Origin of the sequence: Mucilaginibacter gilvus, from assembly GCF_004054195.1 — a bacterium.
GTDB classification, from domain to species: Bacteria; Bacteroidota; Bacteroidia; order Sphingobacteriales; family Sphingobacteriaceae; genus Mucilaginibacter; species Mucilaginibacter gilvus.
The window spans coordinates 42,948-67,293 of record NZ_SBIW01000004.1 but is presented as its reverse complement, the minus strand read 5'-3'; the positions used below and the strand labels follow the sequence as shown (position 1 = coordinate 67,293).

At 44.2% G+C, this 24,346-nt stretch carries 21 protein-coding genes and 1 tRNA gene; 10 read left to right on the top strand and 12 right to left on the bottom strand.

Translation table 11 applies throughout. The features are described from left to right. Positions 1-29 precede the first annotated feature (29 nt). The 3 genes from ybeY to EPL05_RS10290 are packed head-to-tail and all read right to left on the bottom strand — an operon-like array spanning position 30 to position 4,208. Positions 30-455 carry an rRNA maturation RNase YbeY gene (gene ybeY, locus EPL05_RS10300; protein ID WP_128533882.1) on the bottom strand — a complete coding sequence of 142 codons (426 nt, stop codon included), beginning with the start codon at positions 453-455 and terminating at the stop codon, positions 30-32. Next, positions 455-901 carry an ATP-binding protein gene (locus EPL05_RS10295; protein ID WP_243837268.1) on the bottom strand — a complete coding sequence of 149 codons (447 nt, stop codon included), beginning with the start codon at positions 899-901 and terminating at the stop codon, positions 455-457. Before EPL05_RS10295 ends, ybeY begins: the two co-directional genes overlap by 1 nt. Continuing rightward, a complete protein-coding gene (locus EPL05_RS10290) occupies positions 879-4,208 on the bottom strand; it encodes a DUF4175 family protein (RefSeq protein ID WP_128533881.1) in 3,330 nt (1,109 codons plus the stop codon). Before EPL05_RS10290 ends, EPL05_RS10295 begins: the two co-directional genes overlap by 23 nt. A 244-nt stretch (positions 4,209-4,452) precedes the next feature. Between EPL05_RS10290 and EPL05_RS10285 the strand changes: the two genes are divergently transcribed. Continuing rightward, positions 4,453-4,526, top strand: a tRNA-Pro gene (locus EPL05_RS10285). Positions 4,527-4,600: 74 nt separating this feature from the next. Here EPL05_RS10285 and EPL05_RS10280 read toward each other — a convergent pair. From EPL05_RS10280 to EPL05_RS10270, 3 genes are all read right to left on the bottom strand, one after another. Then, positions 4,601-5,914 carry a glycosyltransferase family 39 protein gene (locus EPL05_RS10280; protein WP_128533880.1) on the bottom strand — a complete coding sequence of 438 codons (1,314 nt, stop codon included), beginning with the start codon at positions 5,912-5,914 and terminating at the stop codon, positions 4,601-4,603. A 1-nt stretch (position 5,915) separates the two neighbouring features. Then, a complete protein-coding gene (locus EPL05_RS10275; RefSeq protein WP_128533879.1) occupies positions 5,916-6,659 on the bottom strand; it encodes a glycosyltransferase family 2 protein in 744 nt (247 codons plus the stop codon). A 252-nt stretch (positions 6,660-6,911) separates the two neighbouring features. Further along, the gene (locus EPL05_RS10270; RefSeq protein WP_128533878.1) at positions 6,912-7,772 is read right to left on the bottom strand and encodes an OmpA/MotB family protein; all 861 of its coding nucleotides are present in this window, start codon (positions 7,770-7,772) and stop codon (positions 6,912-6,914) included. A gap of 251 nt (positions 7,773-8,023) precedes the next feature. On the opposite strand from EPL05_RS10270, the gene EPL05_RS10265 reads away from it, so the two are divergent. Continuing rightward, positions 8,024-9,514 (top strand): M28 family metallopeptidase, encoded by a 1,491-nt coding sequence (locus EPL05_RS10265; protein WP_128533877.1) that lies wholly within the window; start codon positions 8,024-8,026, stop codon positions 9,512-9,514. A gap of 118 nt (positions 9,515-9,632) precedes the next feature. Continuing rightward, the gene (locus EPL05_RS10260) at positions 9,633-11,867 is read left to right on the top strand and encodes a tetratricopeptide repeat protein (protein WP_128533876.1); all 2,235 of its coding nucleotides are present in this window, start codon (positions 9,633-9,635) and stop codon (positions 11,865-11,867) included. A gap of 21 nt (positions 11,868-11,888) precedes the next feature. Here the strand turns inward: EPL05_RS10260 and EPL05_RS24480 are convergent, their stop codons facing one another. Continuing rightward, the gene (locus tag EPL05_RS24480; protein WP_262708174.1) at positions 11,889-12,020 is read right to left on the bottom strand and encodes a hypothetical protein; all 132 of its coding nucleotides are present in this window, start codon (positions 12,018-12,020) and stop codon (positions 11,889-11,891) included. A gap of 322 nt (positions 12,021-12,342) precedes the next feature. Between EPL05_RS24480 and EPL05_RS10255 the strand changes: the two genes are divergently transcribed. Next, the gene (locus EPL05_RS10255) at positions 12,343-12,834 is read left to right on the top strand and encodes a hypothetical protein (RefSeq protein WP_128533875.1); all 492 of its coding nucleotides are present in this window, start codon (positions 12,343-12,345) and stop codon (positions 12,832-12,834) included. A 51-nt stretch (positions 12,835-12,885) separates the two neighbouring features. On the opposite strand, the gene EPL05_RS10250 is transcribed toward EPL05_RS10255, so the two are convergent. Together EPL05_RS10250 and EPL05_RS10245 are read right to left on the bottom strand one after the other, a co-directional pair. Beyond that, positions 12,886-13,074, bottom strand: a complete 189-nt coding sequence (locus EPL05_RS10250; RefSeq protein WP_128533874.1) for a hypothetical protein — start codon at positions 13,072-13,074, stop codon at positions 12,886-12,888. Positions 13,075-13,149: 75 nt separating this feature from the next. Beyond that, complete coding sequence (locus tag EPL05_RS10245; RefSeq protein ID WP_128533873.1) at positions 13,150-13,569, bottom strand: hypothetical protein; 420 nt, start codon at positions 13,567-13,569, stop codon at positions 13,150-13,152. 149 nt (positions 13,570-13,718) lie between these two features. On the opposite strand from EPL05_RS10245, the gene EPL05_RS10240 reads away from it, so the two are divergent. From EPL05_RS10240 to EPL05_RS10215, 6 genes are all read left to right on the top strand, one after another. Further along, positions 13,719-14,159, top strand: coding sequence for a YybH family protein (locus EPL05_RS10240; RefSeq protein WP_128533872.1), 441 nt, complete (start codon positions 13,719-13,721; stop codon positions 14,157-14,159). A gap of 21 nt (positions 14,160-14,180) precedes the next feature. Beyond that, entirely contained in the window at positions 14,181-14,582 is a 402-nt protein-coding gene (locus EPL05_RS10235) for a VOC family protein (RefSeq protein WP_128533871.1), read from the top strand. Positions 14,583-14,664: 82 nt separating this feature from the next. Beyond that, positions 14,665-14,838, top strand: coding sequence for a DUF3606 domain-containing protein (locus tag EPL05_RS10230; RefSeq protein WP_128533870.1), 174 nt, complete (start codon positions 14,665-14,667; stop codon positions 14,836-14,838). An 11-nt stretch (positions 14,839-14,849) separates the two neighbouring features. Beyond that, complete coding sequence (ligD, locus tag EPL05_RS10225) at positions 14,850-17,582, top strand: DNA ligase D (RefSeq protein ID WP_128533869.1); 2,733 nt, start codon at positions 14,850-14,852, stop codon at positions 17,580-17,582. A 484-nt stretch (positions 17,583-18,066) separates the two neighbouring features. Then, positions 18,067-18,429: a BlaI/MecI/CopY family transcriptional regulator gene (locus EPL05_RS10220; protein WP_128533868.1), complete on the top strand. Its 363-nt coding sequence runs from the start codon at positions 18,067-18,069 to the stop codon at positions 18,427-18,429. Then, positions 18,426-20,621: a M56 family metallopeptidase gene (locus EPL05_RS10215; RefSeq protein WP_128533867.1), complete on the top strand. Its 2,196-nt coding sequence runs from the start codon at positions 18,426-18,428 to the stop codon at positions 20,619-20,621. Before EPL05_RS10220 ends, EPL05_RS10215 begins: the two co-directional genes overlap by 4 nt. A gap of 69 nt (positions 20,622-20,690) precedes the next feature. Here the strand turns inward: EPL05_RS10215 and EPL05_RS10210 are convergent, their stop codons facing one another. The 3 genes from EPL05_RS10210 to EPL05_RS10200 all read right to left on the bottom strand — a co-directional run bounded on the left by EPL05_RS10210 (position 20,691) and on the right by EPL05_RS10200 (position 24,318). Further along, on the bottom strand, positions 20,691-21,056 hold the full coding sequence (locus tag EPL05_RS10210) for a response regulator (RefSeq protein WP_128533866.1): 366 nt from the start codon (positions 21,054-21,056) through the stop codon (positions 20,691-20,693). A gap of 253 nt (positions 21,057-21,309) precedes the next feature. Further along, positions 21,310-21,939 carry an NAD(P)H-dependent oxidoreductase gene (locus EPL05_RS10205; RefSeq protein ID WP_128533865.1) on the bottom strand — a complete coding sequence of 210 codons (630 nt, stop codon included), beginning with the start codon at positions 21,937-21,939 and terminating at the stop codon, positions 21,310-21,312. A gap of 117 nt (positions 21,940-22,056) precedes the next feature. Beyond that, a complete protein-coding gene (locus tag EPL05_RS10200) occupies positions 22,057-24,318 on the bottom strand; it encodes a biosynthetic peptidoglycan transglycosylase (RefSeq protein ID WP_128533864.1) in 2,262 nt (753 codons plus the stop codon). Positions 24,319-24,346 lie beyond the last annotated feature (28 nt).

Genomic DNA, 24,346 nt, shown 5'->3' with positions numbered 1-24,346 from the left:
GATGAATATTTTATACTGTAAAAGTAGGATTAAAAAGTTCTTTCGCCCAAAAAATGATCTTCTTTTAAAGTCATTTTTTTCTTATCAGCGGCAGATTTATCTTTATACCCGAATAAATGCAATGCGCCATGTACCATTACCCGGTGGAGTTCCTGTGCTTCGGTAACGGAAAACTTGCCGGCGTTCTCTTTTATCCGCTCTATGGAGATAAAAATATCGCCTACGATGATGCCCTCTTCTTCGGAATTATCAAACGTGATGATATCGGTATAGGTATCATGATCCAGGTATTGCTGGTTTATTTGTAGCAGGTACTCATCCGAGCAAAAAATGTAGTTAAGTTCGGTCAGCTTAAAGCCCTCAGCAACAATGGTATCTGTTAGCCATTTGCGTACCGCGGTTTTGTTTTTTAGTTTATAGCTGATGCCTTCTTCGAAAAAAGTTATAGCGGGCATTATATTTTAAAATGTAGTTCCACCTCGTTGCCGCTGGCGTTAAAAATGCACTGGTCGGCAAGGTGTTTAAGGATGAATACGCCACGGCCGGTGAGTTCTTCTAATTTATCGGGCGCGGTTGGGTCGGCAAGGTTGTTATAATCAAAGCCGGCTCCCTGGTCGGTAACGGTCCATACAACGCGCTTAGGCTCTACTTCGGCATTTACTATAACCATTTTGGTTTCATCGAGCTTATTACCGTGTACAATAGCGTTCACTACGGCTTCATTAAGGCAGGTCATCATGTTAGCGAACGTATCGTCGCTCACCTGGTACTTATCTGCAATTTCCTCTATCAAAGCCTCCAGCAGGTTTATGCTTTCATACTTAGACGGAAGCTGTAGTGTGTATAATCGTCCTGTTTGAACGTTTGCCTGCTCCATATCATTTACCATTAAGTTGATCAAAGTATAGTTTTATTTTTTGCCTGTAATACAAATTTAGTGCCGATGGAACGGTTTTAAGCTGTTCTGTCTGTTTTGCTTTCACCTGTTCGTAATTTTGCAGGGCTTTTATATATCCTGGAGGCATATCTGTAGCGGCGCGAGCCTCCCTTTTTTGGTCTTGTTCGCGTTGCTGCTCAGCCTTTTCGGCCTCAAGCAAACGTGTTTGTATCTGCTGCTGCCTTTTTAGTGCTTCATCGGTAATTCGTCTGTTTACGAGATCGTTCTCAGTTTGTTCCATTTCTTTTGAAATTTTATCCAAACTGCCCGCTTGCCCCGTTCCATCCTTCTTTTGCTCACGACTTATTTGCTGTAGGGTTTGCCTTATCAGTTGTTGTTCACGGGCCAATCGGGCCAGTTGCTCGCTCATGCCGGGGCCTTGGCCCGGTTTTCCGTTTTTGCCGGGCTGCTGACCCTGTTGTTTTCCCTGCTGCTGCATTTGGTCGCGGGCTTTTTGCATGTTTTGGTTTAGCTGCTGCTGCATTTTGCTCAACTGCGATAGTGATGGCTGCCCGCTTTTGCCTTTGCCGCCCTTGCTTTTGTTCATCTGTTTTTGCAACTGGCTAAGGGCATCGCTTAGCAACAGGGCAAGGTTGTTCATAGATGTCATGGCAAACTGCTGGTTGCGTAAGGCCTCGGCGGTACGGCGGTCGCCCAGTTTTTCCAGCGCCTGGTCTATCATTGAATTGATGGCGGTAACCTCTTTATTAACAGTTGATTGTATCTGCGGAACGCGGCGGCTTATCGAATACAGGCTGTCTTCTGCAGTTTTAAGGTTATCCTTAATATCCTTTTGGCTTTGTGCCAGTTTAGTATAGTTTGGATCTGATGCGTTGGTGCTGCGCAATTGCTGCATTAGTTTTTCCTGGCTAAAGGAACTGTTCACCAACGATTTTAACAACTCGCGCAGTTGCCGTGCGTCTATCGCATTTTCGCTTTCCTCGCCCTCTGCCTCTTGTTGTTGCATTTTCTGGGCCAGCTCTTTCATTTGCTTAGCGGCAGATTGCTGCGATTTGGATGCCTGCTTGCGGTTCTCCTTTTTCAGGTTATCACTGCTTTGTTCCATTTGCTGATCAATGGCCTGCTTCTCTTTTTCAGGGTTCTCAAAAGATTCCTTTTTGCCGTTCTGCTCGTTGGTTTTTTGCAGATCGTCCATGGATTTTTTTACCGCATCAAAATCCTTATTCAGTTTTTCCTGTTTTTGCAGGTCCTGTTGGTTGTTGCCATCCTTCTGTGTTTTATCGGCAAGCTGCTGTTGGTCGTTGGCTAATTGGTCTAACTGGTTAATAACCTGGTTAAGTTTTTGTTCAAACTCCAGTTTTTTATAAAGCTCCAACATACGGTCGAGCTCTTTTTTTAAAGATTTATTATCGCTCTGCATTTTAGAGAGCTCATCGCGGGTAGAATCCTTCTGATCCTGCTCTAACAGTTTTTGCAGTTTTTCCAGCATATCCTTGGTCTTCTCATCAAGTACGTTATTAAACAGGTCTTCTATCTGTTTTTGCTTCTCCAGCAATTCTTCGTTCTGTTTAAAGCTTTCCTGGCGGTTATACAGGTTCTTTTTGTTTTCTTTTTGAATGTCTTTTACCAGTTCTTCCAGGTCCTTGCGTTTTTGCAGCAACTCTTCCACTTGCTTTTTCTCATCAAAGGAGAGGTTGTTTTTATCAAGCAGGGCCTGGTTAAGTTTTTGCGCATCTTTCTCTATCTGCGCTGCCAGCTTTACAGCCGATGCCATTTTGTCTTTTACCGCCTGTGTGCTGGCGTTTAGCTGTTCGGCCAATGCCGCGGCATCTGGTACGGTTAAGGTACGCTCGGGCGATCGGGTGGTTTTTGGCCCGCTAACGCCATCGTTATCAGCAACTTCAAAATAATACGTAACCACATCGCCGGGTTGTATGCCGGTTTCCTTCAGGCTCCAAAAATGGAAAAAGCCGCTTTGCGTTGCAGAAAGATCGGCTTTAACTGATTTGGTGAAAGCCTTGTCGCCAATTTTATAATGAAAGGTTAAGGCCGAAAAACCATGATCATCCTGTATTTTTCCGTTGAAGTAAATGGCTTTAAGGCTAACGCTGTCAGGCTTTTCCTGTACTTCTATTGAAGGTGCTTCATCGGCAACCACACTAATGCGGTAACTGGCAGAATCGCTGCGTTTAACCGAATTGTTTAGCGGACTAACATTGTAGGATGTGTTTTTTAAGATCCTTTCGCGGTGTTCAAAAACATCAGTTGCCGATGGTTGGAGGGCGATATTATGATTGTTGACACTAAACAGCAACGTATTTGTATTTTGAGTATGGAACTGCCAGTTAACTACCGTCCCAGCGGGAAGCGTCAGATCGCCCGCGTTAGTAACCAGCTCGTTTTTTTTATGGAGATAGGCAGGATAGCTTAGTTCGGCATCAAAATGAAGCAAAACGGGTTTAAGGTTCACCTTAATTTCATAAGGGACAGAAGTAAAGCCGTTGCCCGAAAGCTTAAATACCGTGTTTTGCTGCAGGTTGGTAAACAGGTAATGAAAGCGGCTGATGTTCTGTTTATCCAGCTTAAAAGTATTGCTGGCGGTTTCCACGTACACATCCGACGGAAGTTTATCACCGGTTAGTTTCAGATCCAGCTTAAAATCTTCGCCCTGCACTGCGGATAAATTTTTGTTCATCACCGTGAATTGAAATGGTGCAACCGGTGCGAAATATTCGTTATGGCGGATAAGTCTTTTGGTGCTTTCTGTTAATATAGACGGCGCGGCGAACGCGATAATGCAAATAATAGCCGCAGGCGGGATAACGTATTTAAGGTATTTGTTATTCTCGCGGATGTTTACAGCCGAGGGAAAGCTTACCGGTTTAAGGGTTTCTATTTTTTGATTGATGCTGGCCTCTATCAGATCGCGGTGTTCGGCATTATCGAGCGATTGCTTTTTTAGCTGCAGGGTGTTCAATAGCTTATCGTTCACATCATGAAAATGCTTGCCGATGATCTCTGCTGCCTGGTCGTGCGTAAGTGTTTTACCTAATTGCAGGCGTGCCAGTAGGGGCGGAAGCACCAGCCACGCAATCAAACCGAGATTCAGTAAAATGAAAAAGTAGAAAAGGATGGTACGCAGCGTAGTATTAAAGTTGCCGAAATACTCGCCAAGGGTGATGATAACATAAGCCGAAAATATACCCGCGCCCACAAATATCAGCCCGCGCAGCAGGTTATTATAATGGTATTTGCGAATAAAGGTGTTGATCTTGTCGATCAACAGGTCGTAATTTTCAGCGGGCGTCATAAAATGGCTAAGCTACCAATGTATCGGATAAAACGAAAATACAGTTTAATTAATATGTAAAAGACTTTTTTGTGACATGCCCGGTACATTGCATAAACAACTGATTCGGGAAACGTTGTTGCCATGACGGAAACCGTGAACATTGAAAACATTTACGGGTATAAATTTGAATATAACTGTAAATAATGGGGGCAAACGCATTGTTTTTATTTTAGCCAGATTATATATTTGCAGCCCAATTGTTCGGGATGTAGCGTAGCCCGGTATCGCGCCAGCATGGGGTGCTGGAGGTCGGAAGTTCGAATCTTCTCATCCCGACATATAAATCGGAAAGCCTTTGATCGAAAGATTGAGGGCTTGTTTTTTTGCTAGTTATTATTGCTCTGCACGACTTACCCCGTGTGGTAATAGAAATACAGCGACAAGAACCCTAAGGCTGAACCGACAGATACCCGGACAACTTTTTGCCAATCGTTTTTTTCATAGGGGATAAACAGCAACAGAAAGTATGGAACAATCTGGGCCACGTAACGGCTTGAGAATTGCACCTTTACTTTTATGGCCGAAATGGCAATAAACAGCACGGTTAGCCCGATATATATAACAATAGGATCGTGCCTGTTTTCCCACAACCGGATAAGGGAGGATAGTAAGAACTGGAACGATAAAAAAACAACCAGCGCCGGTATTGCCCGCTGATACCAGGAAAACATTTCGGCGTTTAAGAACCTGCCCGCGGCACTTAAAAATGGCGCGAACTCAAAATAACCGTTATAAATATTAAAGACCAGAAAGACCAGACTAACAACAAATGTAGCAACGATGGTTTTTTTATCTATTACAAACCATTTAGGAGCCAGTATAATGGTTACAAAGCCACAGTAGCAAAAAGAAAGCATACCATACCATGGCACAAGCGATAGGTTATTGGCACCAACTATCGCTGTTTCTGTAGGGGGAGCCAAAGCTCTCCAGATCATAAAAACACGAATAGGTAACAGTATTGAGAAGATAAAGAAAAGGCTTAACAGCAAAGGAGTATATGTTTTATTAATAACTATCGTGGGCTTTTTAGAGGGGGTAATGTTGTGGCTATCAAACTTGGTTATAAGATAGTTTACAATTATGCACGCCAAAAAAGCCAATACAACTATCAGGAAAAAGGAACGGCCAAGTATAGCGAAAGACAAAAATACTCCGGCCAAAATAGCCAACGCTATCCTCGGTAGCAAGGGTAAGGTCCCTTTAAGGCAGAGCAGCATAAAGTATAAACTCACCATTGCGCAAAGCATAGTGGGGGTCTCTGTTAATGCCAGGCCACACACCACCCAAACAATAGGCACAAAAACAAAATTGACAGAAACGATAACCGGAGATTCGGCATTTAATAGCTTAGCATTTAAATATATAAAACAAAGAAGCAGCAAAAACAACCCGAAGTTTGTGAGCCTGATGCCCAGGATACTAAAGTGGGTAATCCCGGTAAGCATGCCATGTATTACGGCATAGGTTGGCCCCGGCGAGCCGGTGAGTTTTAAGAGAAAATCTGTTGTTAGCCCCGTGTGCGTTATAAGATGAATATTGGGTATAAAGTAGGCCTCATCATATAACATGCCCCGGCTTTGGGTAATAATGATCGCCGCTATGGAAACAATGCATATAACAGCAATAGTAATTAAAACCGCTTTAGGTTTAATATGAGTCATTTTAAAACGTTAACAGATTCCATTTATACAGCTTTATTTTAGTTAGGAAATACCTGAATGAAACCCCCAATACACCCAAACCATAGGATACGCTTCGCGAAAAACTGATAGAAGAAGCTCCTTCAAAGTATTTTGTAGGACAAGTAATTTCCCCTATTTCAAATTGGGCGTAAAAAATCTGTGCAACTACCTGGTTGTCGAAAACAAAATCGTCGGAATTTTTGTGATAGGGGATTGCTTTTAAAACCGCGGAAGAGTAAGCCCGGTAGCCCGTGTGATACTCAGAAAGTTTTTGATTCATCAAAATATTCTGAGCAAGGGTTAGCACCCGGTTTGCTAAATATTTATACATCGGCATGCCGCCTTTAAGCGCCCCTTTCCCAAGGATACGGGAACCAAACATCACCTCGTACAGCCCTTCTCCAATAACAGATACCATAGCCCTAACTAATTTTGGCGAGTATTGATAGTCGGGATGCAGCATTACTATAATATCGGCATTCAAAGCCAGGGCTTTATCATAGCAAGACTTCTGATTTCCGCCATAACCCCGGTTTACATCATGAACAACAATATGGTTTATTCCAAGGCTTCTTGCTATCTCAACAGTGTTATCATAGCTTTTATCATCAACCAGCACAACGTCGTCCACCAGGTCGAAAGGAATTTCACTGTAGGTTTGTTTTAATGTTGCCGAGGCGTTGTACGAGGGTAAAACAACAACAACTTTTTTATTTAGATACATATTTTCTATTCAAATACCCAAATAAGCCATTGGGCGTATTCAATTTGCACACAACTTTATAACGTTCCGAATATAACAAATGGGAATGTTATTTATAAAGCTGTTTACGGACTATTAAATAGGTAATATTGGCAGAAAGCGGAATTGGCAATAGCCCCCCAAGAGGAATAATTAAGGAGCGCTTGGATGGGTACATATTAAAAAAAGGCGAACCCATCCGGGTTCGCCTTTCGTTTAACAATTATTTATCTATTACTTCTGTTTTTCCGGCGCTTTATTTATCAGCTCCATAAACTGATCGAGTTTTGGTGTAATGATAATTTGTGTGCGCCTGTTTTTAACCTTGCCGGCCTCTGAAGCGTTATCGGCAATGGGGTTATACTCGCCACGGCCGCCTGCGGTCAAACGTTTCGGGTCTACCTGGTAAGTGGTTTGCAGTGCCATTACTACCGATGATGCACGCAATGCACTCAAATCCCAGTTGTTGCGGATGTTTTTCTGCGTAATAGGCACGTTATCGGTGTTACCTTCTATCAACACGTCGTAAGTGCTGTAATCTTTAATAATCTTGGCAATTTTGCTCAGCGTAGCGCCGGCTTGGTCGGATACTTCGTAACTGCCCGATTTGTAAAGCATGTTATCTGATAAGGAAATATAAACCACACCTTTCAACACTTGTACATCAACACCCTGCGCCTCTGTTTGGCTAAGCGAACGGGTGAGGTTGTTGGTAAGAACCATATTGAGCGAGTCGCTTTTGTTTTTGGCATTTACTAACTGTTGTATGTAACGGTTAGAGCTATTGATCTCATCAACCAGTTTAGAGATGTTAACATTACCTTGGCTACCGGATGTTAAACATTTATCCAACGCGGCCTGCAATTGTTTGGCGTTTGTCCTTTCAGATGCCAGCTGTTCTTCCAAGCTTACTACACGGCCTGTGCGTACCGCAAGGTTTTGTTCGCTGGTTAGGTATTTGGTTTTAAGGTCGCGGTTATTGCTATCCAATAAACTATAATTGGTTTGCAGTTCTTTATATTTTTTAGAGCTGACACAACTTTGTGTCATTGCTGCCACAATTAGCAACGCGGGGATAATTACGTAAAGTTTCATAATGTATGTTTTTGATATCAAATTAGTTAACAATAAAGCTTAACTAACAAAACGGCATAAAGTTTTACCCCGGCCCAAACTAACTTAGGCTCCTAACAAAAAGCCGCGACGCTATTGCCGGTAAATGGTGATTAGTAAAAGGACGTACCGTGAGGTTCGCGATTTTGCGGGGGGGTTAGGATTTTAAAAATCTTTTAATAAATTAGCAGCACAACTATCTCATTATTAAAACACTGCCCACCATTTTGTAAATGCGCTTATTAACGTTACTCTTGCTTTGCGGCACGGCCTGTATGGCCCAGCAAAAATCTATAGAAAATATTACCAGCAGCTGTTCAACAGTCAACCTCAAAAAAAATCTGTATTACCTGGCAAGTAGCAAGCTGCAGGGCCGGTTAATGGGCAGCCGCGGGGATACACTCACGGCAAAATATATAGCTGAATGGTATAAGCAAAATGGCGTACAGGCGCCATATAACAAAGGGCTGTCCTACTTTCAATCCATAACGGCTGTACAAAAAATAAACAGGGCCGCCCTTACTATCAATAACAAAAGATATGATTACCTGGACGGCTGGCAGATGTTCCTTACCGAACCAACCGATCTGAAAAACGTGCCGGTTTTGTATGTAATGCATAACAGCATTGAGGCGTTTTACCGCGATCTGCCGAAGATGGAGGTTAGAGAAAAGGCGATTTTTTTTAATACGACACTTGCCCGCGCTTTTATCGCAAAAGGATTAGACAGCATGGAGATGGTATTGAAAAGGCGCGGGGCGTTGATGGTTGCCTGGAGTGGCCCTTTCTTCAATAAAATAATTGACAGGCAAAAGGCCCGCCGTTTTTTACCGCAATATGTACAGCCATACGATGGTAATCCGCCACAAGTGCAGCCCCTGCCCGAAGTTAATTTAACGCCACAGCGCTTGCGCGAAATGCTGGCTGCCGATAATTTGATTGTTGATGAAGACGCCAATGTGCTGAACACCGGAGATAAACCATACTTCGACATACAAACCCGGCTAACGGTGCGAGCGCAAATACAATTTAAAGAAACCCATGCGCCCAACGTAATAGGTGTTATACAAGGCAGCGATACTTCGCTGGCTTCGGTTGTGATATCCGCCCATCACGACCACGACGGGGTAAACGGAAAAGAAGTTTATTACGGTGCGGTGGATAATGCAAGCGGAACCGTAGCTATAATGGAGGTTGCGGCAATGATGACCCGCGCCGTTGAACAGGGACTGAAACCCAGGCGCACCATTGTTTTTGCGTCGTTCACGGGCGAAGAGCGGGGATTGTTAGGATCGGCATGGTACGTAGACCATCCTCTATACAGTATGAAAAAAACCTATGGGGTTTTAAATATTGATATGTTTGGCCGCCCGGATACCATCCACTTAAATCATAATATGCCGGATAGCGCCAACTATGCATACATATTGGTAAAAGACACACTAAACCGGGGCCTGCGCGAAGCGCTTTACACAGCCAATGATGCCTCCACCAAGCTTACCCTGGATACTTATTATGAGAATCCCAAATATATGATGAGAAGGCTAACAGGTTCGGACCAGTACCCGTTTTATTTAAAGGGCGTACCCTTTATAAGGATAGATTGCGGGTTTTGTTCCGATTATCACAAACCAACCGATACCCCCGATAAAATAAACTATGCTTTGCTTACCAAACAAACGCAGCTGGCCTTTACAACGCTCTGGAACATGGCTAATAGATAGGGTTTTTAGCAATTTTTGACCGAATGGCTTAATATTGCATTTTTTTATTTACCTTATCGGAAACTTTTTCAGCTGTATTTTTCGTATAAAAACAAGCAATCGGAGTTAAATTAAATACATGCCCCTCAAACATATACGCCAGGTAAAGCTTGGTGTTGCCTTTATATGCTCGCTTACCAGTACTTCGCTTTTTGCTGGGGTGCGCAATCCTCATGTGGATAGCATAAAAAATTTAATAGGTATTTCTTTAGATGGCCAGGCGGCAACGGATACGGTTACCATAAACCGGATGAATAAACTTGCGGCAGATTATTTCCAATCGAACCCGGACAGCGCCTATTACTATGGCCAAAAAGGGATTGAACTGGCACGCAAAATAAAGTACGACGAAGGTATAGCCAATGGCCTGCTGCAAACCGGCCACGTGAACTATTTTAAGGGTCGGTCTGAAAAAGCGCAGCAAAACTTTGATGAAGCTATCGGGATATTTAAGCGACTGAAAAACGACAAAGGGCTTAGCATGTGCTATGTGTCGCTTGGGCGAATGTACACCCTGCTTGCCGATTATAAGCAAGCACTGGTTTACTTAAATCTGGGGTTACGCATCAACCTGCGTATTAAGGATGAAAAGGCACTCGCCGATAACTATAAAAATATAGGAGTTGTTTACTATAGTCAGGGAGAGCTATCCAAAGCGCTCGATTTTTATTATAAAGGGTTGTTTATAGCGGTTAAAAACCATTACAGCGGCCCGTCGGCCGAATTGTATAACGATATCGGCCTGGTGCTGCAAAACATGGAGGTTTACCCCAAGGCGCTCGAGCATTATCAGAAAGCGCTAAACCTTTTTCAGGGGACAAAAAACTACCAGGCCATAGCTACCGTAAACGAAAACATTGGTGAAGTGCTTTTGGCGCAAAAAGAATACGGTAAGGCAATTGGTTACTTGTCCAGCTCGCTAAAGGTTGCCAAAAGCCAGGAGGATATTGATGGGCTATGCTCTCTTTATACCGACCTGGGCCTTTGCTACGCTTACCAAGGGAAGGGGCCGCTTGCCATTAACTACCTGGATACCGCTATACAATTATCTAAAAAATATAAATACGTTTATAACCAAGCATACGCCCTTATCGGCTTGTCTACGGCGTATAATTTGCAAAAAGAATACAGTAAAGCATACCAACACGCTTTGTCGGGGCAGGCGCTGGCTGTTCAGTTAGGTAATTTATCGGTTAGGGCCAATGCATCGTTACAGCTGAGCAAAACGCTGGCCGGCCTGGGTAAATTTGAGGACGCCTACGCTTACCTCAATCAGTATATGGATATGAAATCCAAACTGAAGGATAACGAGAGCATACAGAAACTAACCTCTTATAATTACGACCTCGATTTTGCGACTAAAGAACATCAGTTGCAGGAACAGCAACGCGAAGAAACCCTGCTATACCGGCAAAAAATCGCCAGCCAGCGCTCTATCAATATCATTTTTGGGATTATCATCCTTGCGATGGTGATCATACTGGTAAATTATTACATGCAGCGGCGCAAGCAGCAACAGATAAACGCAAAGCTGGAAGAAAAGAATTTTGAAGTGCTGCAGCAAAAGGCAAGCCTTGACGAGCAAACCTATAAACTAAACGACCTGAATAAACTAAAGGACAGGCTCATCTCCATCTTAGCGCATGATCTTCGCGCGCCGTTAAGTACGTTGCGCGGAATGTTCGACCTGTTGCAGGATGATACCATTACCCATGAGGAAATGCTGGATATGATCCCTGGCGTATTGAAAAAACTGGAGTACACATCAGATTTCCTGGATACGCTGCTCTTTTGGATCAACAGCCAGATGGAGAGCTTTGTAAGTTCGGTAACCACGTTTTCGTTAAAGGATGTTGTGCGGTACGAGGTTGAAAACTACCAGGATGCCGCCGAACAAAAAGGCGTGAAGCTGATAGACCATGTTGCAAAAGGCCTGTCGGCATCTGCCGATCCAAATTCCATCCGCATCGTTCTCCGCAATCTTATTACCAACGCCATTAAATTTACCGGCAAGGGCGATTCTATTGAAGTATTCTCGGATGTGCAGGATGACGATACCGTTTTGGTGCGCATAAAAGATACCGGCATGGGGATGCCCGCAGATCAGGCCGAAAAGCTGTTTAAAAGCAAGGTAGATAGCAAAACCGGCACCAATAATGAGTTGGGTACCGGCATGGGTTTACTATTTTGTAAGGATTTGGTAGAAAAATGTAACGGCAAAATATGGTTAACCAGCGAGCCCGGTGTAGGCACAGAATTTTCGTTCACTATACCGGCGCATAAGCTATCGGTTGAAAAAAGGGTGCCGGCTTAGTTTTAACCGAAGGCCTTTTTATTACATCACCGGCACCCAAACCTTTACGGTTGTCCCCTTATTCCTTGCCGAAAGATAATCAACCGTGCCTTTCAGGTATTCCATGCGGCTGCCTATGTTTTTTAGGCCAATGCCGCCAAATTCGTCTTCCATGTTTTCTCCCTTCGATAATCAGACTGTTCAACCCTACCGAATCGGCGTAAAAAAGCGTTTAACAGATTATCTTTTTGGCCAAGAGGCCGGGGCAACAAAAAACAGCATGCGCCAAAGGTTATAATCCTTAAAAGGTTAAATAATGGCTGCTCATTGTTTTGGTTCTTTTTAATAATCAATGTGTTAAATATAGATCTATAAACGCAATATTTAATAATTAAAGAACATTTTGCCCGTAAAATACTACATATGCGTTATTGAAGGCGTAGTGCAAAACGCGGTTTTTTGTATTGTAGAACAAGCAACCCTTAAACCAAAAACCATGAAAAAATTATTCTTCCTGATGAGCACGACGGTTATCATACTTACTGCCTCCTGCTCAAAAAGCAGCAGCGACCCAACCCCAACCGGCGACAACACCTGGACACTTGGTGGCACCAAGCACACAGTTACTTTCACCAACAAAGGGCTAACAAGTGGCGGGACGCCATCAACCCTTATTATCTTTGCAGATAAGATTCCCGTTGGTGCCGACCCGGCTGTAAATACGTTAAACCTTTCTTTTAAAACATCGCCAACCGCAAGTGGTAAATACACCTTGATAGGCTTGGGCAGCACACCCACCGACAAACAGTTTCAATTATCGGCGGGAGGCAACGGTAAAGCGTATGGCTATATTGGCGTAGATACTGATGTAGATATCACCATTACCGGTGGCAAGGTTAAGGTAACCATCCCCGAGGTATTACTTAAATCTACAACCTCCGGCAACCCGGACCAAAAGATAACAGCGACCATTTTCGAAATCAACTAAGCTCAGTATAACTAACAAGAGGCCGGTCGGTATTAATACCGACCGGCTTTTTTATTGGTAGAAATTTTCGTTTAGCGGCTCATCGGCTTCCTCCCGCTCGTCTTCTATTTGTTCTGTTAAAAAGCTATCGCGATTTTGTGGCCTTGTTGGGGCTGCGCCTGTAAGGGATACTCCCCCAACAGCCAATAGTAAAAACAACACAAGCCCGCAAAGCCGCATTATTTTCCTTAATTTTTTCATGCTGAAGAGAAAATGCAGATAGTTTACGGATAAGGCGTAGCCATCTCTTAAGAAATTAAACTAATCAATGGAAGGTCAGGAGTATAGTGCTACTCCGGAATTGACAGCGAAAAAACTATCGGCAGTGTAATATTGATGGGTAACCGGGAAGGCAATATTAGTTTTAATAAGCCCGAAACAGGCACGTTGGGTTTTCAGGCATCTTTTGACGCCAGCATCGAAACAACGGCCCGTTGCAGTAAGGTCTTGTAACCAGGGAATGTCCCGATGGTTGTTTTTGTAAAGCGATGTTAAAAAGCGCTGATAGTCCGCGCTCTTCTTGATAACAGCCCATTTTGAAAAAGTCTGCGCGGTTTGTTGTGCATTTAGCGTAGCGTTGGTTGTGCTGACAGATCCCGACACGGCAAAAAAACTTACCAGGAAGGCCGCAACAAACAGCACGCTTTTCAGCCTGCTTTTTAACAACAATGATATGGATACTTTCTTGATCACCATTGTAAATATAGCAGATAATTGTGGCGCACGCAAAAGGTGTCGTATTTGCCCCCGCTTGTTGGCGTAATAAGATGTTATAAATCAATTTATTGGCAGCACTTTTGCAGGGCTATAACCTATAAACGCCGTTAACATTAAACTAAATTTTTATGGACAAAGCAACAGCCGCGCTTACTGCCGAAACGGAAATAAGGGAATTGATAGATGATAAGATAGCAGCCATTTATAACCGCGACGAGCATGCCGTTTTAAACAGGTATGCAGGCAACGTGATAACATTTGACCTTGGCCCGCCGCTGCAAAATAATGGCGGACTGAAAGAGCGGCTGCGAAAATGGTTCTCGGGTTACAACGGGCACATTAACCAGGAAGTTACTCATGTGGAGGTGGAAGCAACTAAGGAAATAGCCTACAGTCATTGCCTGACGCGTACCTGGGGCACAAGCGTGGCGGGCGAGGACCTGGACATGTGGTACCGCGTTACATCCTGCTACAAAAACGTGGGCGGCAAATGGCTCATCGTCCACGAGCATATTTCCGAACCAATAAATATGGAAAACGGCAAAGCGCTGTTTGATCAAAAACCATAAGCAATAACAAACAAAATTATCATGTTAAAAGATTCAAAAACATTTGGTAGTTTCTCGGTGAACGACATTGAGAAAGCAGAACAGTTTTACAGGGAAGCTTTAGGTTTGTCGGTAGAAATGAACGAAAAGATGGGCAACATCCTTACAGTGAAAACCGGGAGCGGACATTTTATTATCTATCCCAAACCCAACCATGCGCCAGCCACGTTCACCGTACATAATTTCCTCGTGAAGAATATAGATAAGGCCGTAGCGGGGCTAAAAGAAAAAGGGGTGCCCTTTGAAAGCTACGATTCCGAATATTTAAAAACCGACGAAAACAACATTTCCCGCGGCGATGGGGGCGAACGTGGCCCAAGCATTGCCTGGTTTACAGATCCTGCAGGCAATATCCTATCGGTAATTGAAGATGCCGGAGCATAGCCGGCCGTTTCCTAATAAGTAAATTTCTTTCAAACCATATAAGAATAAGGCTGTTAATTATTCATAAACAAAAACTAAGGTTGTGGATAACAAACAAAATGTAGGCGCTCCCGATAGGGACAGGATAAATGTAAACGAGGATTACGAACTGCAATATTGGAGCGAAGCGCTGTGCGTAAGTCGTGATGAGTTGCGCAATGCTGTAAAAGAAGCCGGCACATCGGCAGAAAAAGTTAAAGCGTATCTTAACAAATAAACAGGAATACCATGAGCCTGGAGAAATATGCAGAGAAGCGGGATTTTACCAAAACGGCAGAACCCAAAGCCGGTAAAAGCAAGGATAAGGATCAACTGCGGTTTGTGATCCAAAAGCATGACGCCACGCGCTTGCACTATGATTTCAGGCTGGAGATGGAGGGTGTGCTAAAAAGCTGGGCCGTACCAAAAGGTCCCTCAACCGACCCAAAAACCAAGCGACTGGCTATGATGGTGGAAGACCACCCGTACGATTACCGCTTGTTTGAGGGCCTCATTCCCAAGGGGGAGTATGGTGGCGGGACCGTTATTGTGTGGGACGAAGGCACATACGAACCTATTGAGGAAATAGAAGGTAAAAAAGCCCAGGAAAAACATCTGCTGAAACAGCTTAACGAGGGCTCTTTAAAAATAAAACTACACGGCGAGAAGCTGGAAGGCGAGTATGCCCTGGTGAAAACCCATGGCATGGGCGAGAACGGCTGGCTGCTGATCAAGCATAAAGATGATTTTGCTTCGGATAAGGATATTACAAAAAAGGACAAATCCGTTCTTTCAGGCAAGACCATCGAAAGTATGGAGAAAACCGGCGAAAAGGTTTGGCAGCACGGACATGAGGAAGATGTAGACGAAGAACCTGAAAAAGAGAGTAAAAAAAAACTCCAGGCCGAAAAACTTGAAGATGACGTAGGGGAATCCACGCCGACTGAAACGATAGACATAGAGGCCACCCTCAAAAAAGCACCCAAAGCAAAAATCCCCACCGGAATGAAGCCTATGCTGGCAACCCTGGTGGATAAACCCTTCGACGACCCGGACTGGGTTTACGAAATAAAATGGGATGGTTACCGCGCGCTTGCGTTCATCAACAAAGGTGAGGTGCAACTGCTCTCGCGAAACAACAAATCATTCAACGAAAAATACTACCCCATTACCCAACTGCTGGAAAGCTGGAAGATAAATGCCGTAATAGATGGCGAGATCTTGGTATCTAACGATAAAGGCGTGTCAAATTTTGGTGCGCTGCAAAACTGGCGTAGCGAAGCCGACGGCGAATTGATGCTCTACGTGTTCGACCTGCTTTGGTATGAGGGCAAAAATCTGATTGACCTGCCGCTTACCCAACGCCAGGCCATATTAAAAGAAGTGTTGCCAACGGATGATGACCGCATCCGCCTGAGCCAGGTATTCACCGCTAATGGACTGGAGTTTTTTGCAGCAGCTGAAAAAGCAGGACTGGAAGGCATCATGGCCAAAAAAGCAAATAGCCCTTACCTGGCAGATAATAGGTCTAAAGATTGGCTAAAGGTTAAAATAAATAAACGGCAAGAAGTTGTTATTGGCGGCTTCACCAAAAACGACGGAACAGCAAAGCAATTCAGTTCCTTGTTACTGGGGGTATATGAGAATGGTCGTTTTCAATATGTAGGCAAGGTGGGTACCGGCTTTTCGGATAAGCTGCAAAAGGAAATGATGGCGCAATTTAAGCCATTAATTATAGAGAAAACACCATTTGAGAGCGAACCCGATGTAAACAAGCCTTCGCGGTTTCGCCCAAATCCGCCGAAGGCAAAAGCCACCTGGCTAAAACCAGAGTTGGTTTGCGAAGTGAGTTTTGCCGAGGTAACCAGCGATGGCGTTTTCCGGCACCCCTCATTCCAGGGAATGCGCGATGATAAAAAGGCGAAGGATGTGGTAAGGGAAACCGAGGTGCACACCGACGAGGTAATTGAAGAAGATGTAAACCCCCAAAAAGAAACGAAAGCCGAAAAGCACGATCTGGTAAAGGCGCCAAAGGAAAGCACCAAACGCACGCTGCTCAACCCCAAGGAAGAAACCCAGGTGAAAAAAATCTGCGGGCACGACCTGAAATTCACCAACCTGAGCAAAGTTTACTGGCCCGAAGACGGCATCACCAAAAGGGATATGTTCAACTACTACTACCAGGTAGCCGAATATATTCTGCCTTATTTAAAGGATCGTCCGCAGTCACTTAACCGTTTCCCGGGCGGGATCCATGGGCCAAGCTTTTACCAGAAGGATGTAAGAGGCAAATCGCCCGATTGGGTAAAGACCTTCCCCTATACCACCAGCGATGGCGAGGATAAGGATTATTTGGTGGGCCATGATGAAGCTACCCTGCTTTGGATGGCGTCGTTGGGATGTATAGAAATGAACCCATGGTTCAGTCGCGTACAATCGCCGGATAACCCGGACTACTGCGTTATCGACCTGGACCCAGATAAAAATACTTTCGACCAGGTAATTGAAGCGGCCCTTGAAGTGAAAAACGTGCTGGATGCTATCGACGTACCATCGTATTGTAAAACATCCGGCTCTACCGGGATGCATATCTATATCCCCCTGGAAGCGAAATACGATTACGACCAATCGCAGATGTTTGCAAGGCTAATCGTAAACATCGTACACAAGCAAATTCCGGATTATACCTCGCTGGAGCGGATGATAAAAAACCGCCACGGCAAAATGTACCTCGATTTTCTGCAAAACCGCCCCGGTGCAACCATTGCCGGTCCGTATTCGCTGAGACCGAAACCCGGCGCAACGATATCTATGCCGCTGCATTGGGACGAGGTAAAACCCGGCCTCACCATGAAGCATTTCACTATTCACAACTCCATAGCCCGCCTTAAAAAAGAAGGCGACCTGTTTAAAGGTGTTTTAGGCGAGGGCATAGACTTAGAGAAAACCATTAAGAAAGCCCGGAGTATTTTCCAGCCATAGGATAATAGCGCGAATAAGTGTTCCATTTTTGAAAGTGGAACACTTGTTTTAAAAACAACACTGGTTTATCAGCGCTTTACAGTTTTAGCGAAGCGCTTTGGAACATCCCTGTACGTTGAGTGATTCTTATATGTTTCTTATTATCAGGGCATTAAGCAAAAAAAGAAATTCGGCTCACAACAAGGTGAAACACTTTTTTGGTACACCTGTTTCTTGAACAGATTATTCACTTCCACCGTTTAACCATCCCTAAGGCGGCGCCACCGCCGCCCTTTAGTCCCCGCAGGGTGCTTTTTCAAAAGGTCCTCGCAAATGTCACACTTGTACTCCTTAAGCGTCTATCTACAACAGCGAAAAGCCATTGAGCGGCTGCTGTAAATTATATCATTAATAATCAGTGATTTACAGGTTTTGTTGACAAATACTAATCTATTAGTTGCAATACTAATTCATTAGTAGTAGCTTGCGTTATAATTATAGAATTATGCAAAAACTGGCTAAGCGCGAAGAACAAATAATGCAGGCTTTCTGGAGCCTCGGAAAAGCATACATCAAAGAAATTATTCCCGAACTGCCCGACCCGAAGCCTCACTATAACTCGGTGGCCACCATGGTAAAGATACTGGAGGAGAAGGGCTTTTTAGACCACGAAACAGTTGGCAACATTTACAATTACTATCCAAAGATCACGCGAGAAGAATACCAAAAGCACGCCATGAAAGATATTGTGAGCCAATACTTCAATAACTCGTACCCCAGCATGCTGGCCTTCTTTGCCAAAGAAGAAAAAATTTCTGAGACTGAACTGGACGAAATATTAACCCTGATTAAATCCAACAAGAAATGATACCATACGTATTACACGTGGCCCTTCTGCTGGCTATTTGCCTGTTGTTTTACAAGCTGCTGCTGCAAAAGGAAACCTATTACCGGCTTAACCGCGTTATCCTGCTGGGCTGCCTTGCTATGGCCTTTGTGTTGCCACTGATACACGTACCGCAGCAATGGGCGTTAAGGGAAAGCCCCCAACCGGTTGCCGCAGAAAGCATCCCCGTTGTGGCCATTCACCTACCACAGGTAACCCCGGCAGAAAGTTATAGTCCGAAACAACAGGCCGAACCGGTTGCTAAGATCACGCAGGCTGCGGAGCCACAGTTACCGCTTTTAACACGTATTATAAAATGGGCGTTTTACGTGTATTGGTTTGGCGTAGTGGCTTTCGGCGCGAATTTGCTGCTACAGATAAGTGTGCTGCTTTTCCAGGCCTACCGCAAACCGGTTATTATTGATGGGCAGTTCCGTATTGTGGAACTGGATGATGATAAAGCGCCATGCAGTTTCGGTAACAACATTTTCATTAACCCAACCAAATACGAGCCGGATACATTTAACCAGATCTTGCTGCACGAGAAGATCCACATTAGGCAGGGCCACAGCCTCGATCTGCTGATAGCGGAACTGATGCTGGCGTTCCAATGGTTTAACCCCTTTGCCTGGTTATACCGCAAAGAAGTTGAAAGCAACTTAGAATACCTGGCTGATAACGAAGTGCTGCACGACGCCACGGTTGAACGTGCCGACTACCAGATGAATTTATTAAAGGTATCCGTACCTAATTTATCCCTGAGAATTACAACCAACTATAATCAATCACTCTTAAAAAAACGAATAGTTATGATGAACGCAAAAAAATCAAACATACATACCGCCTGGAAATATCTTTTCCTGGTGCCCCTGATGGCATTTTTGGTATGTGCCCTAAACGAGCCGGCCGCCTCCAGTGTAGCAAAGACAGTTAGCACCGTAGTTAAATCGAACACAACAGACCCTACCCGTAACGAAGGCAACTGGAAAGGCACCATAAATGGCAAAAAACTTGACCTTAAGCTATACGAAGGCGATGAGGACAAAAATAACATGAGCAATTCTAATTTTCTGGTAAGCGAATTTACCGCGTTGCCAATGGGGCAGGAAGGTGCGTTTAAACTGACAAGAGAAGCAGGCACCATGCAATTCACCGGCAGGTTTGACGGGACAAAAGGCTCTGGAAAATATAAGTTTACGCCAGATGCAGCGTTCAACAGCTATTTACGCGGCGAAGGCGTAACCGGCATCAGCAGCGACGACGAGATGGCGTTTTTCTTTCTCAACGTTAAAAAGAGCTTTATAGCTATGCTGAAAAATAACGGATACAAAACCCCATCAAAAGATGATGTTATTGCTTGCGCAGCGCTTGGGGTTGATGAGTCGTACATTAAATCGATGAAGCAAAATGGCTACCCTAATATTAAGTTACAGGAGTTGATTTCCGGTAAAGCTTTGGGTATTACTGGCGCGTTCATCAGCGAGATCCATAAAGCGGGCTACCCTAAAGTAAGTTGGGATAAACTCATCAGTTTTAAAGCCCAGGGTATTGATGGTAAATACATCAGTAAGTTCAAAGCAGCCAACGGCAAACCGGGCGTTGTTAAAAAGGACGTATCTGATGATGATATGGTAGCCTTTAAGGCACTCAATGTAGATGATAACTATATCAATTCATTAAAAAAGGAAGGGTATACTAACATCTCCGCAGGCAAGTTAACCAGTATGAAAGCTGTTGGGGTAGATGCAGCTTTTATTCACGGGTTTAAAGCAGCAGGCTACAACCAGATCTCGGCCGATAACCTGGTATCGCTTAAAGCATTGGGTATCACCCCCGAATTTATGAGCAGCTTTAAAGCCGCGGGTTATAAACAATTGTCTGTTGACCAGGCTTCATCTTTAAAAGCATTAGGCATTACCCCCGAATTTTTAAACGGCTTTAAAAATGCAGGCTACAGTGATATCAGCTTAGATAACGCAACCGGACTAAAAGCACTGGGCATTACGCCGGAATTTTTAAAAGGCTTTAAGGCGATTGGATACAATGTGTCGCTGGATCAGGCCAGTTCATTGAAAGCTATGGGTGTAACCCCCGAGTACGTTAGCCAAATGAAAGAGAAGGGTTTTAAATCTGATGATATTAATAAGTATATCACCCTGAAGGCAGCGTTTTAATTTAATTAACTGCAAAAAAAGAGCCCCGGCAAAACCGGGGCTCTTTTTTTATAACGACGCAATGCGTAATTACGCTGCCAACTGGTATTCTACTTTGTTGAGTAACACGGTCATATCGAATGGCTTAGCCAACACATCGTTTGGCGCGCCATCCTGCTTTAAGGCCGATTCGATATCATCATTGCCGGAGCAAATGATAACCGGCAGATTTTCAGTGGCTTTATTATGTTTGATGATGCGGCAGATATCTCTGCCATCTACACCAGGCAAGGATATATCCATAATCACCAGGTCGGGATGGGATTGTTTTATTTGGGCTACCACACCGTCGCCGGTGTTCAGCGTGGTTACATCATAGCCATTATTGGTCAATATGTAGCTCATCACCTCGGTGATCAGTTCATTGTCGTCTACTATTAATATTTTCTTGTTCATGGCTTTGTATTTCAGATGGTTATGCAAAGCCCATGCCGCTAATTAAATTTTGTGAAAATTATTTTTACGATAGTAAAAAACAGGGTGTCTTTCCATCTTTTCAGGGGAATAAAAGCCTTGTTCAAAAATTTCCGCTTTTCTGCGAAAAAAAGCACGAAAAAGGGATAAAAACACGCGTTTTTCGCGCCTTTTTATCCCCGGGAAAAATGCCTTACAAAAAGGTTGGTATGATCGTCTAAAATCCGTGGGGAAATTAAATGTGGATGAACAACTCTGTTTTCGGACGGCGTACTTTTACAAGTTTACTATACTGATCATCATCGGCGCGGAAACCTACAGCCGCGATAACGGTTGCCGTCAATCCTTTTTCTTTCAGGCCCAGGATCTCATCAAATTTTGCGGGATCAAAACCCTCCATCGGTGTGGCGTCAATACCCAGGTCGGCTGCTGAGGCAACCAAAACACCCAGGGCAATGTAAGCTTGTTTTTGAGCCCATAGTAAAAGTTGCTCTGGTGTGCGGCTGTTGATGGTGCCAAGCACCATACCCTCTAAACCCGCAAGGCTTTCGCGCTCTACACCACGGATGTCGGCCACAAGGCTGATAAAGTTTTTGCCGTATGCTTCGTCCATATTGGCTTCGGCGGCAAATATGATCAATTGCGATGCGTCGGTGATCTGCGGCTGGCCATAAGCGGCTTCGCGCAGTTTGGCACGTACCTCGGGATTTTCTATCACCAGCACTTTGTAATGCTGTAACCCGATAGAGGATGGGGATAGTTGGATGGCCTCCAGCAACTGATCTAATTGTGGTGGCGAAAGCTTTTTATTAGTATCGAATTTTTTGGTGGCGTAGCGCCATTTTAATTTATCTACTATTGACATGAGATGCTATTTTTAATATTTGTTCAAACATATATGTTTGAACAAATATTAAAGTCATGCTTTCGTAAAGGCTACCAAAGCAGTAGATAATTGTATTTTTATGTGACAAATAGCATCCTACGGCAACCTGCTTTTCATATCTTTTTCTTTATCCTTCATCTCCTGCTTCAACCGCTTCTTTTCTTCCTTCACCTCTTTTTTGGTACGTCCGGCGGTATCCACATTGTCCATTTTCGATTTATAATCCGTTTTCATCGTTTCAATTTCTTGTTTGATGCGGGCTTTAATCATCTCATTGGTTTCTTTTATCTTCTCCTCTGACTTTGCCGCCTGGCTGGTATCTTTTTTACCCAAAAGGCGTTGGAAAAAGTTTGGGCGCTTGGGTTCTTCATATACCGGGGCTTCCACACCTACGCCGGTATTTTCGCCTCCCTGCTTCATCAGGCTATCAACAACGGCAGTGTCTATCGGTGCTATTTGGCTGCGCAGGCCTTCTCTCAGTCTTACACTGTAAAAACCATAAGCGTTGGTATCCCGTTGTGTAAGGCCCTTGCCTGCCATCAGCCGCCCAATAAGGTTAAAGTAGCCGTGCAGCCCGGGGCGCAGTGATCCGTCGGGCTGGAACGAGTATAGGCCGGCTTTGGGGCGGGGCACTATACTGGCCAGGAAAATACTTTCGCCAAGCGTAAGTTCTGACGGCGATTTGCCAAAATAGTAATGCGAGGCTTCGCCGATACCGTAAATATTACGGCCCCACTCTATAATGTTAAAATACACCTCCAGCATACGGTTCTTACTCATCAGGCGGGTGTTCTCAATGGTCCACACGATCAGTATCTCTTCAATTTTACGTGACAATGTTTTACTGCGCACCAAAAAAGCGTTCTTGATCAGTTGCATGGATATGGTGCTGCCGCCGCGGGTGAATTTTTTGGTTTTAAAATCGGTAGCCAACGATTTACGGATAGATTCATCCACAAAACCCTTGTTGCGGTAAAAGGATGGGTCTTCGGCCGTCATTACCGCGTTGCGCAGATCCGGCGAGATATCTTCGAGACGTGTAAACTTAGGGTTTTCGGGGCCGATGGTATGCGGCGACATTGGTTTGCCGTTCTCGTATGGCGTATATACAAACGTTTTGTTCAGCTTGTTGAAATCGGTTTTACCAAATTTAACAATGCGGAAGCCCTGGTTATCCAACCGCGAATCAAACCGCAGATCGTCTACATGGGCGGAGTTCATAAAAAAGTTGAGATTGTAATTCAGCTTCCCGGCAACCTGCATCCCTTCCAGCGATTCGAACATCCCGGTAGGGAACGAATCAAAAACATCCTGCGCGTTTAGCCAGCCGGTGTGGATCTTCATCTCGTAGATCTTAAACGGGTTGAGGGTATACTTGAGGAACGGGTTAGCGGTGATCTTTTTTAAATGGATAACCGAAGAACTATCGAGCGATACGTAGTTAGATCCCACAAAAAAATTGGCATCTATCGATCCGTTTGGTACAACAATATCTTTAGTGGAAAGGCCTGCGTGGTTCACCAATAAATTACGTACCGCGCAATAGGTAAATACCTGGGTTTCGCCATCGCGGCTTTTTACTTTGGTAAGCTTGGTTGTCAGCGTATCAAAATTCAGTTTTACCTTAAACTTCTTCTCGATTATAGGCAACTCTACCTTTTTGCCCTCGGCAAACAGTCGGATATCGATATCCTTGTCCGATGGATGCATTTTACCATCAAAATGCCAGATAGAAGCAGCCAGGCCATCATTCACTAAAATGGTTGAGGTAAGCTTGCCATCGTTAATAATAGCCGATTTGGCCAGCAGGGTAATGCGGGTACTATCGTCGGCACCGGATACCAGGAAGTTATTGAGCGAAAGGTTATCCGGGATCTTATAAAGCACCTCGTTGATGAGGTTATCCGTCAGATCGGCCAAATTCAATTTTTGGCTGGTTTGGGTGCTGTCCTTTTTCTTTTTAAACAGGAAATCGAAATTTTTAACGCCTTTTTTACTGGTAAGGTTAAGGTGCCCGTTTTGCAGTACCACATCGCCCAGCTTAATGGTACCAAAAATGATGGGGAGGATCTTAACGCTTACACTAAAGGTTTTGACAGACAGCAGGCTATCGCGCTGGTATGGCACTACAGAAATATCGGTAAAAGCTACGGTTGCCAGCCCTGTAAAACGTGCTGAACCTATTTTTACATCCAAATTATAATCCCTTTTTGCTTTTGCTTTAGCTTTGCTGATAGCAGATTGCAGGATAGCTTCGCGCTTGGAATAGGCAACAAAACCGCCTATAACCAACAGAACTACTAAAACAGCAACTACGATACCTGCAATACGAATATATTTAGGGTGGATACGGCGCATTTGAGAAATTTATTTCAAAACTAAACTA

Coding starts and splice junctions, on each gene's coding strand:
- ybeY (WP_128533882.1), bottom strand. CDS start 455: ATGCCCGCTATAACTTTTTTCGAAGAAGGCATCAGCTATAAACTAAAA.
- EPL05_RS10290 (WP_128533881.1), bottom strand. CDS start 4,208: ATGACGCCCGCTGAAAATTACGACCTGTTGATCGACAAGATCAACACC.
- EPL05_RS10280 (WP_128533880.1), bottom strand. CDS start 5,914: ATGACTCATATTAAACCTAAAGCGGTTTTAATTACTATTGCTGTTATA.
- EPL05_RS10275 (WP_128533879.1), bottom strand. CDS start 6,659: ATGTATCTAAATAAAAAAGTTGTTGTTGTTTTACCCTCGTACAACGCC.
- EPL05_RS10270 (WP_128533878.1), bottom strand. CDS start 7,772: ATGAAACTTTACGTAATTATCCCCGCGTTGCTAATTGTGGCAGCAATG.
- EPL05_RS10265 (WP_128533877.1), top strand. CDS start 8,024: ATGCGCTTATTAACGTTACTCTTGCTTTGCGGCACGGCCTGTATGGCC.
- EPL05_RS10260 (WP_128533876.1), top strand. CDS start 9,633: ATGCCCCTCAAACATATACGCCAGGTAAAGCTTGGTGTTGCCTTTATA.
- EPL05_RS24480 (WP_262708174.1), bottom strand. CDS start 12,020: ATGGAAGACGAATTTGGCGGCATTGGCCTAAAAAACATAGGCAGCCGC.
- EPL05_RS10255 (WP_128533875.1), top strand. CDS start 12,343: ATGAAAAAATTATTCTTCCTGATGAGCACGACGGTTATCATACTTACT.
- EPL05_RS10250 (WP_128533874.1), bottom strand. CDS start 13,074: ATGAAAAAATTAAGGAAAATAATGCGGCTTTGCGGGCTTGTGTTGTTT.
- EPL05_RS10245 (WP_128533873.1), bottom strand. CDS start 13,569: ATGGTGATCAAGAAAGTATCCATATCATTGTTGTTAAAAAGCAGGCTG.
- EPL05_RS10240 (WP_128533872.1), top strand. CDS start 13,719: ATGGACAAAGCAACAGCCGCGCTTACTGCCGAAACGGAAATAAGGGAA.
- EPL05_RS10235 (WP_128533871.1), top strand. CDS start 14,181: ATGTTAAAAGATTCAAAAACATTTGGTAGTTTCTCGGTGAACGACATT.
- ligD (WP_128533869.1), top strand. CDS start 14,850: ATGAGCCTGGAGAAATATGCAGAGAAGCGGGATTTTACCAAAACGGCA.
- EPL05_RS10220 (WP_128533868.1), top strand. CDS start 18,067: ATGCAAAAACTGGCTAAGCGCGAAGAACAAATAATGCAGGCTTTCTGG.
- EPL05_RS10215 (WP_128533867.1), top strand. CDS start 18,426: ATGATACCATACGTATTACACGTGGCCCTTCTGCTGGCTATTTGCCTG.
- EPL05_RS10210 (WP_128533866.1), bottom strand. CDS start 21,056: ATGAACAAGAAAATATTAATAGTAGACGACAATGAACTGATCACCGAG.
- EPL05_RS10205 (WP_128533865.1), bottom strand. CDS start 21,939: ATGTCAATAGTAGATAAATTAAAATGGCGCTACGCCACCAAAAAATTC.
- EPL05_RS10200 (WP_128533864.1), bottom strand. CDS start 24,318: ATGCGCCGTATCCACCCTAAATATATTCGTATTGCAGGTATCGTAGTT.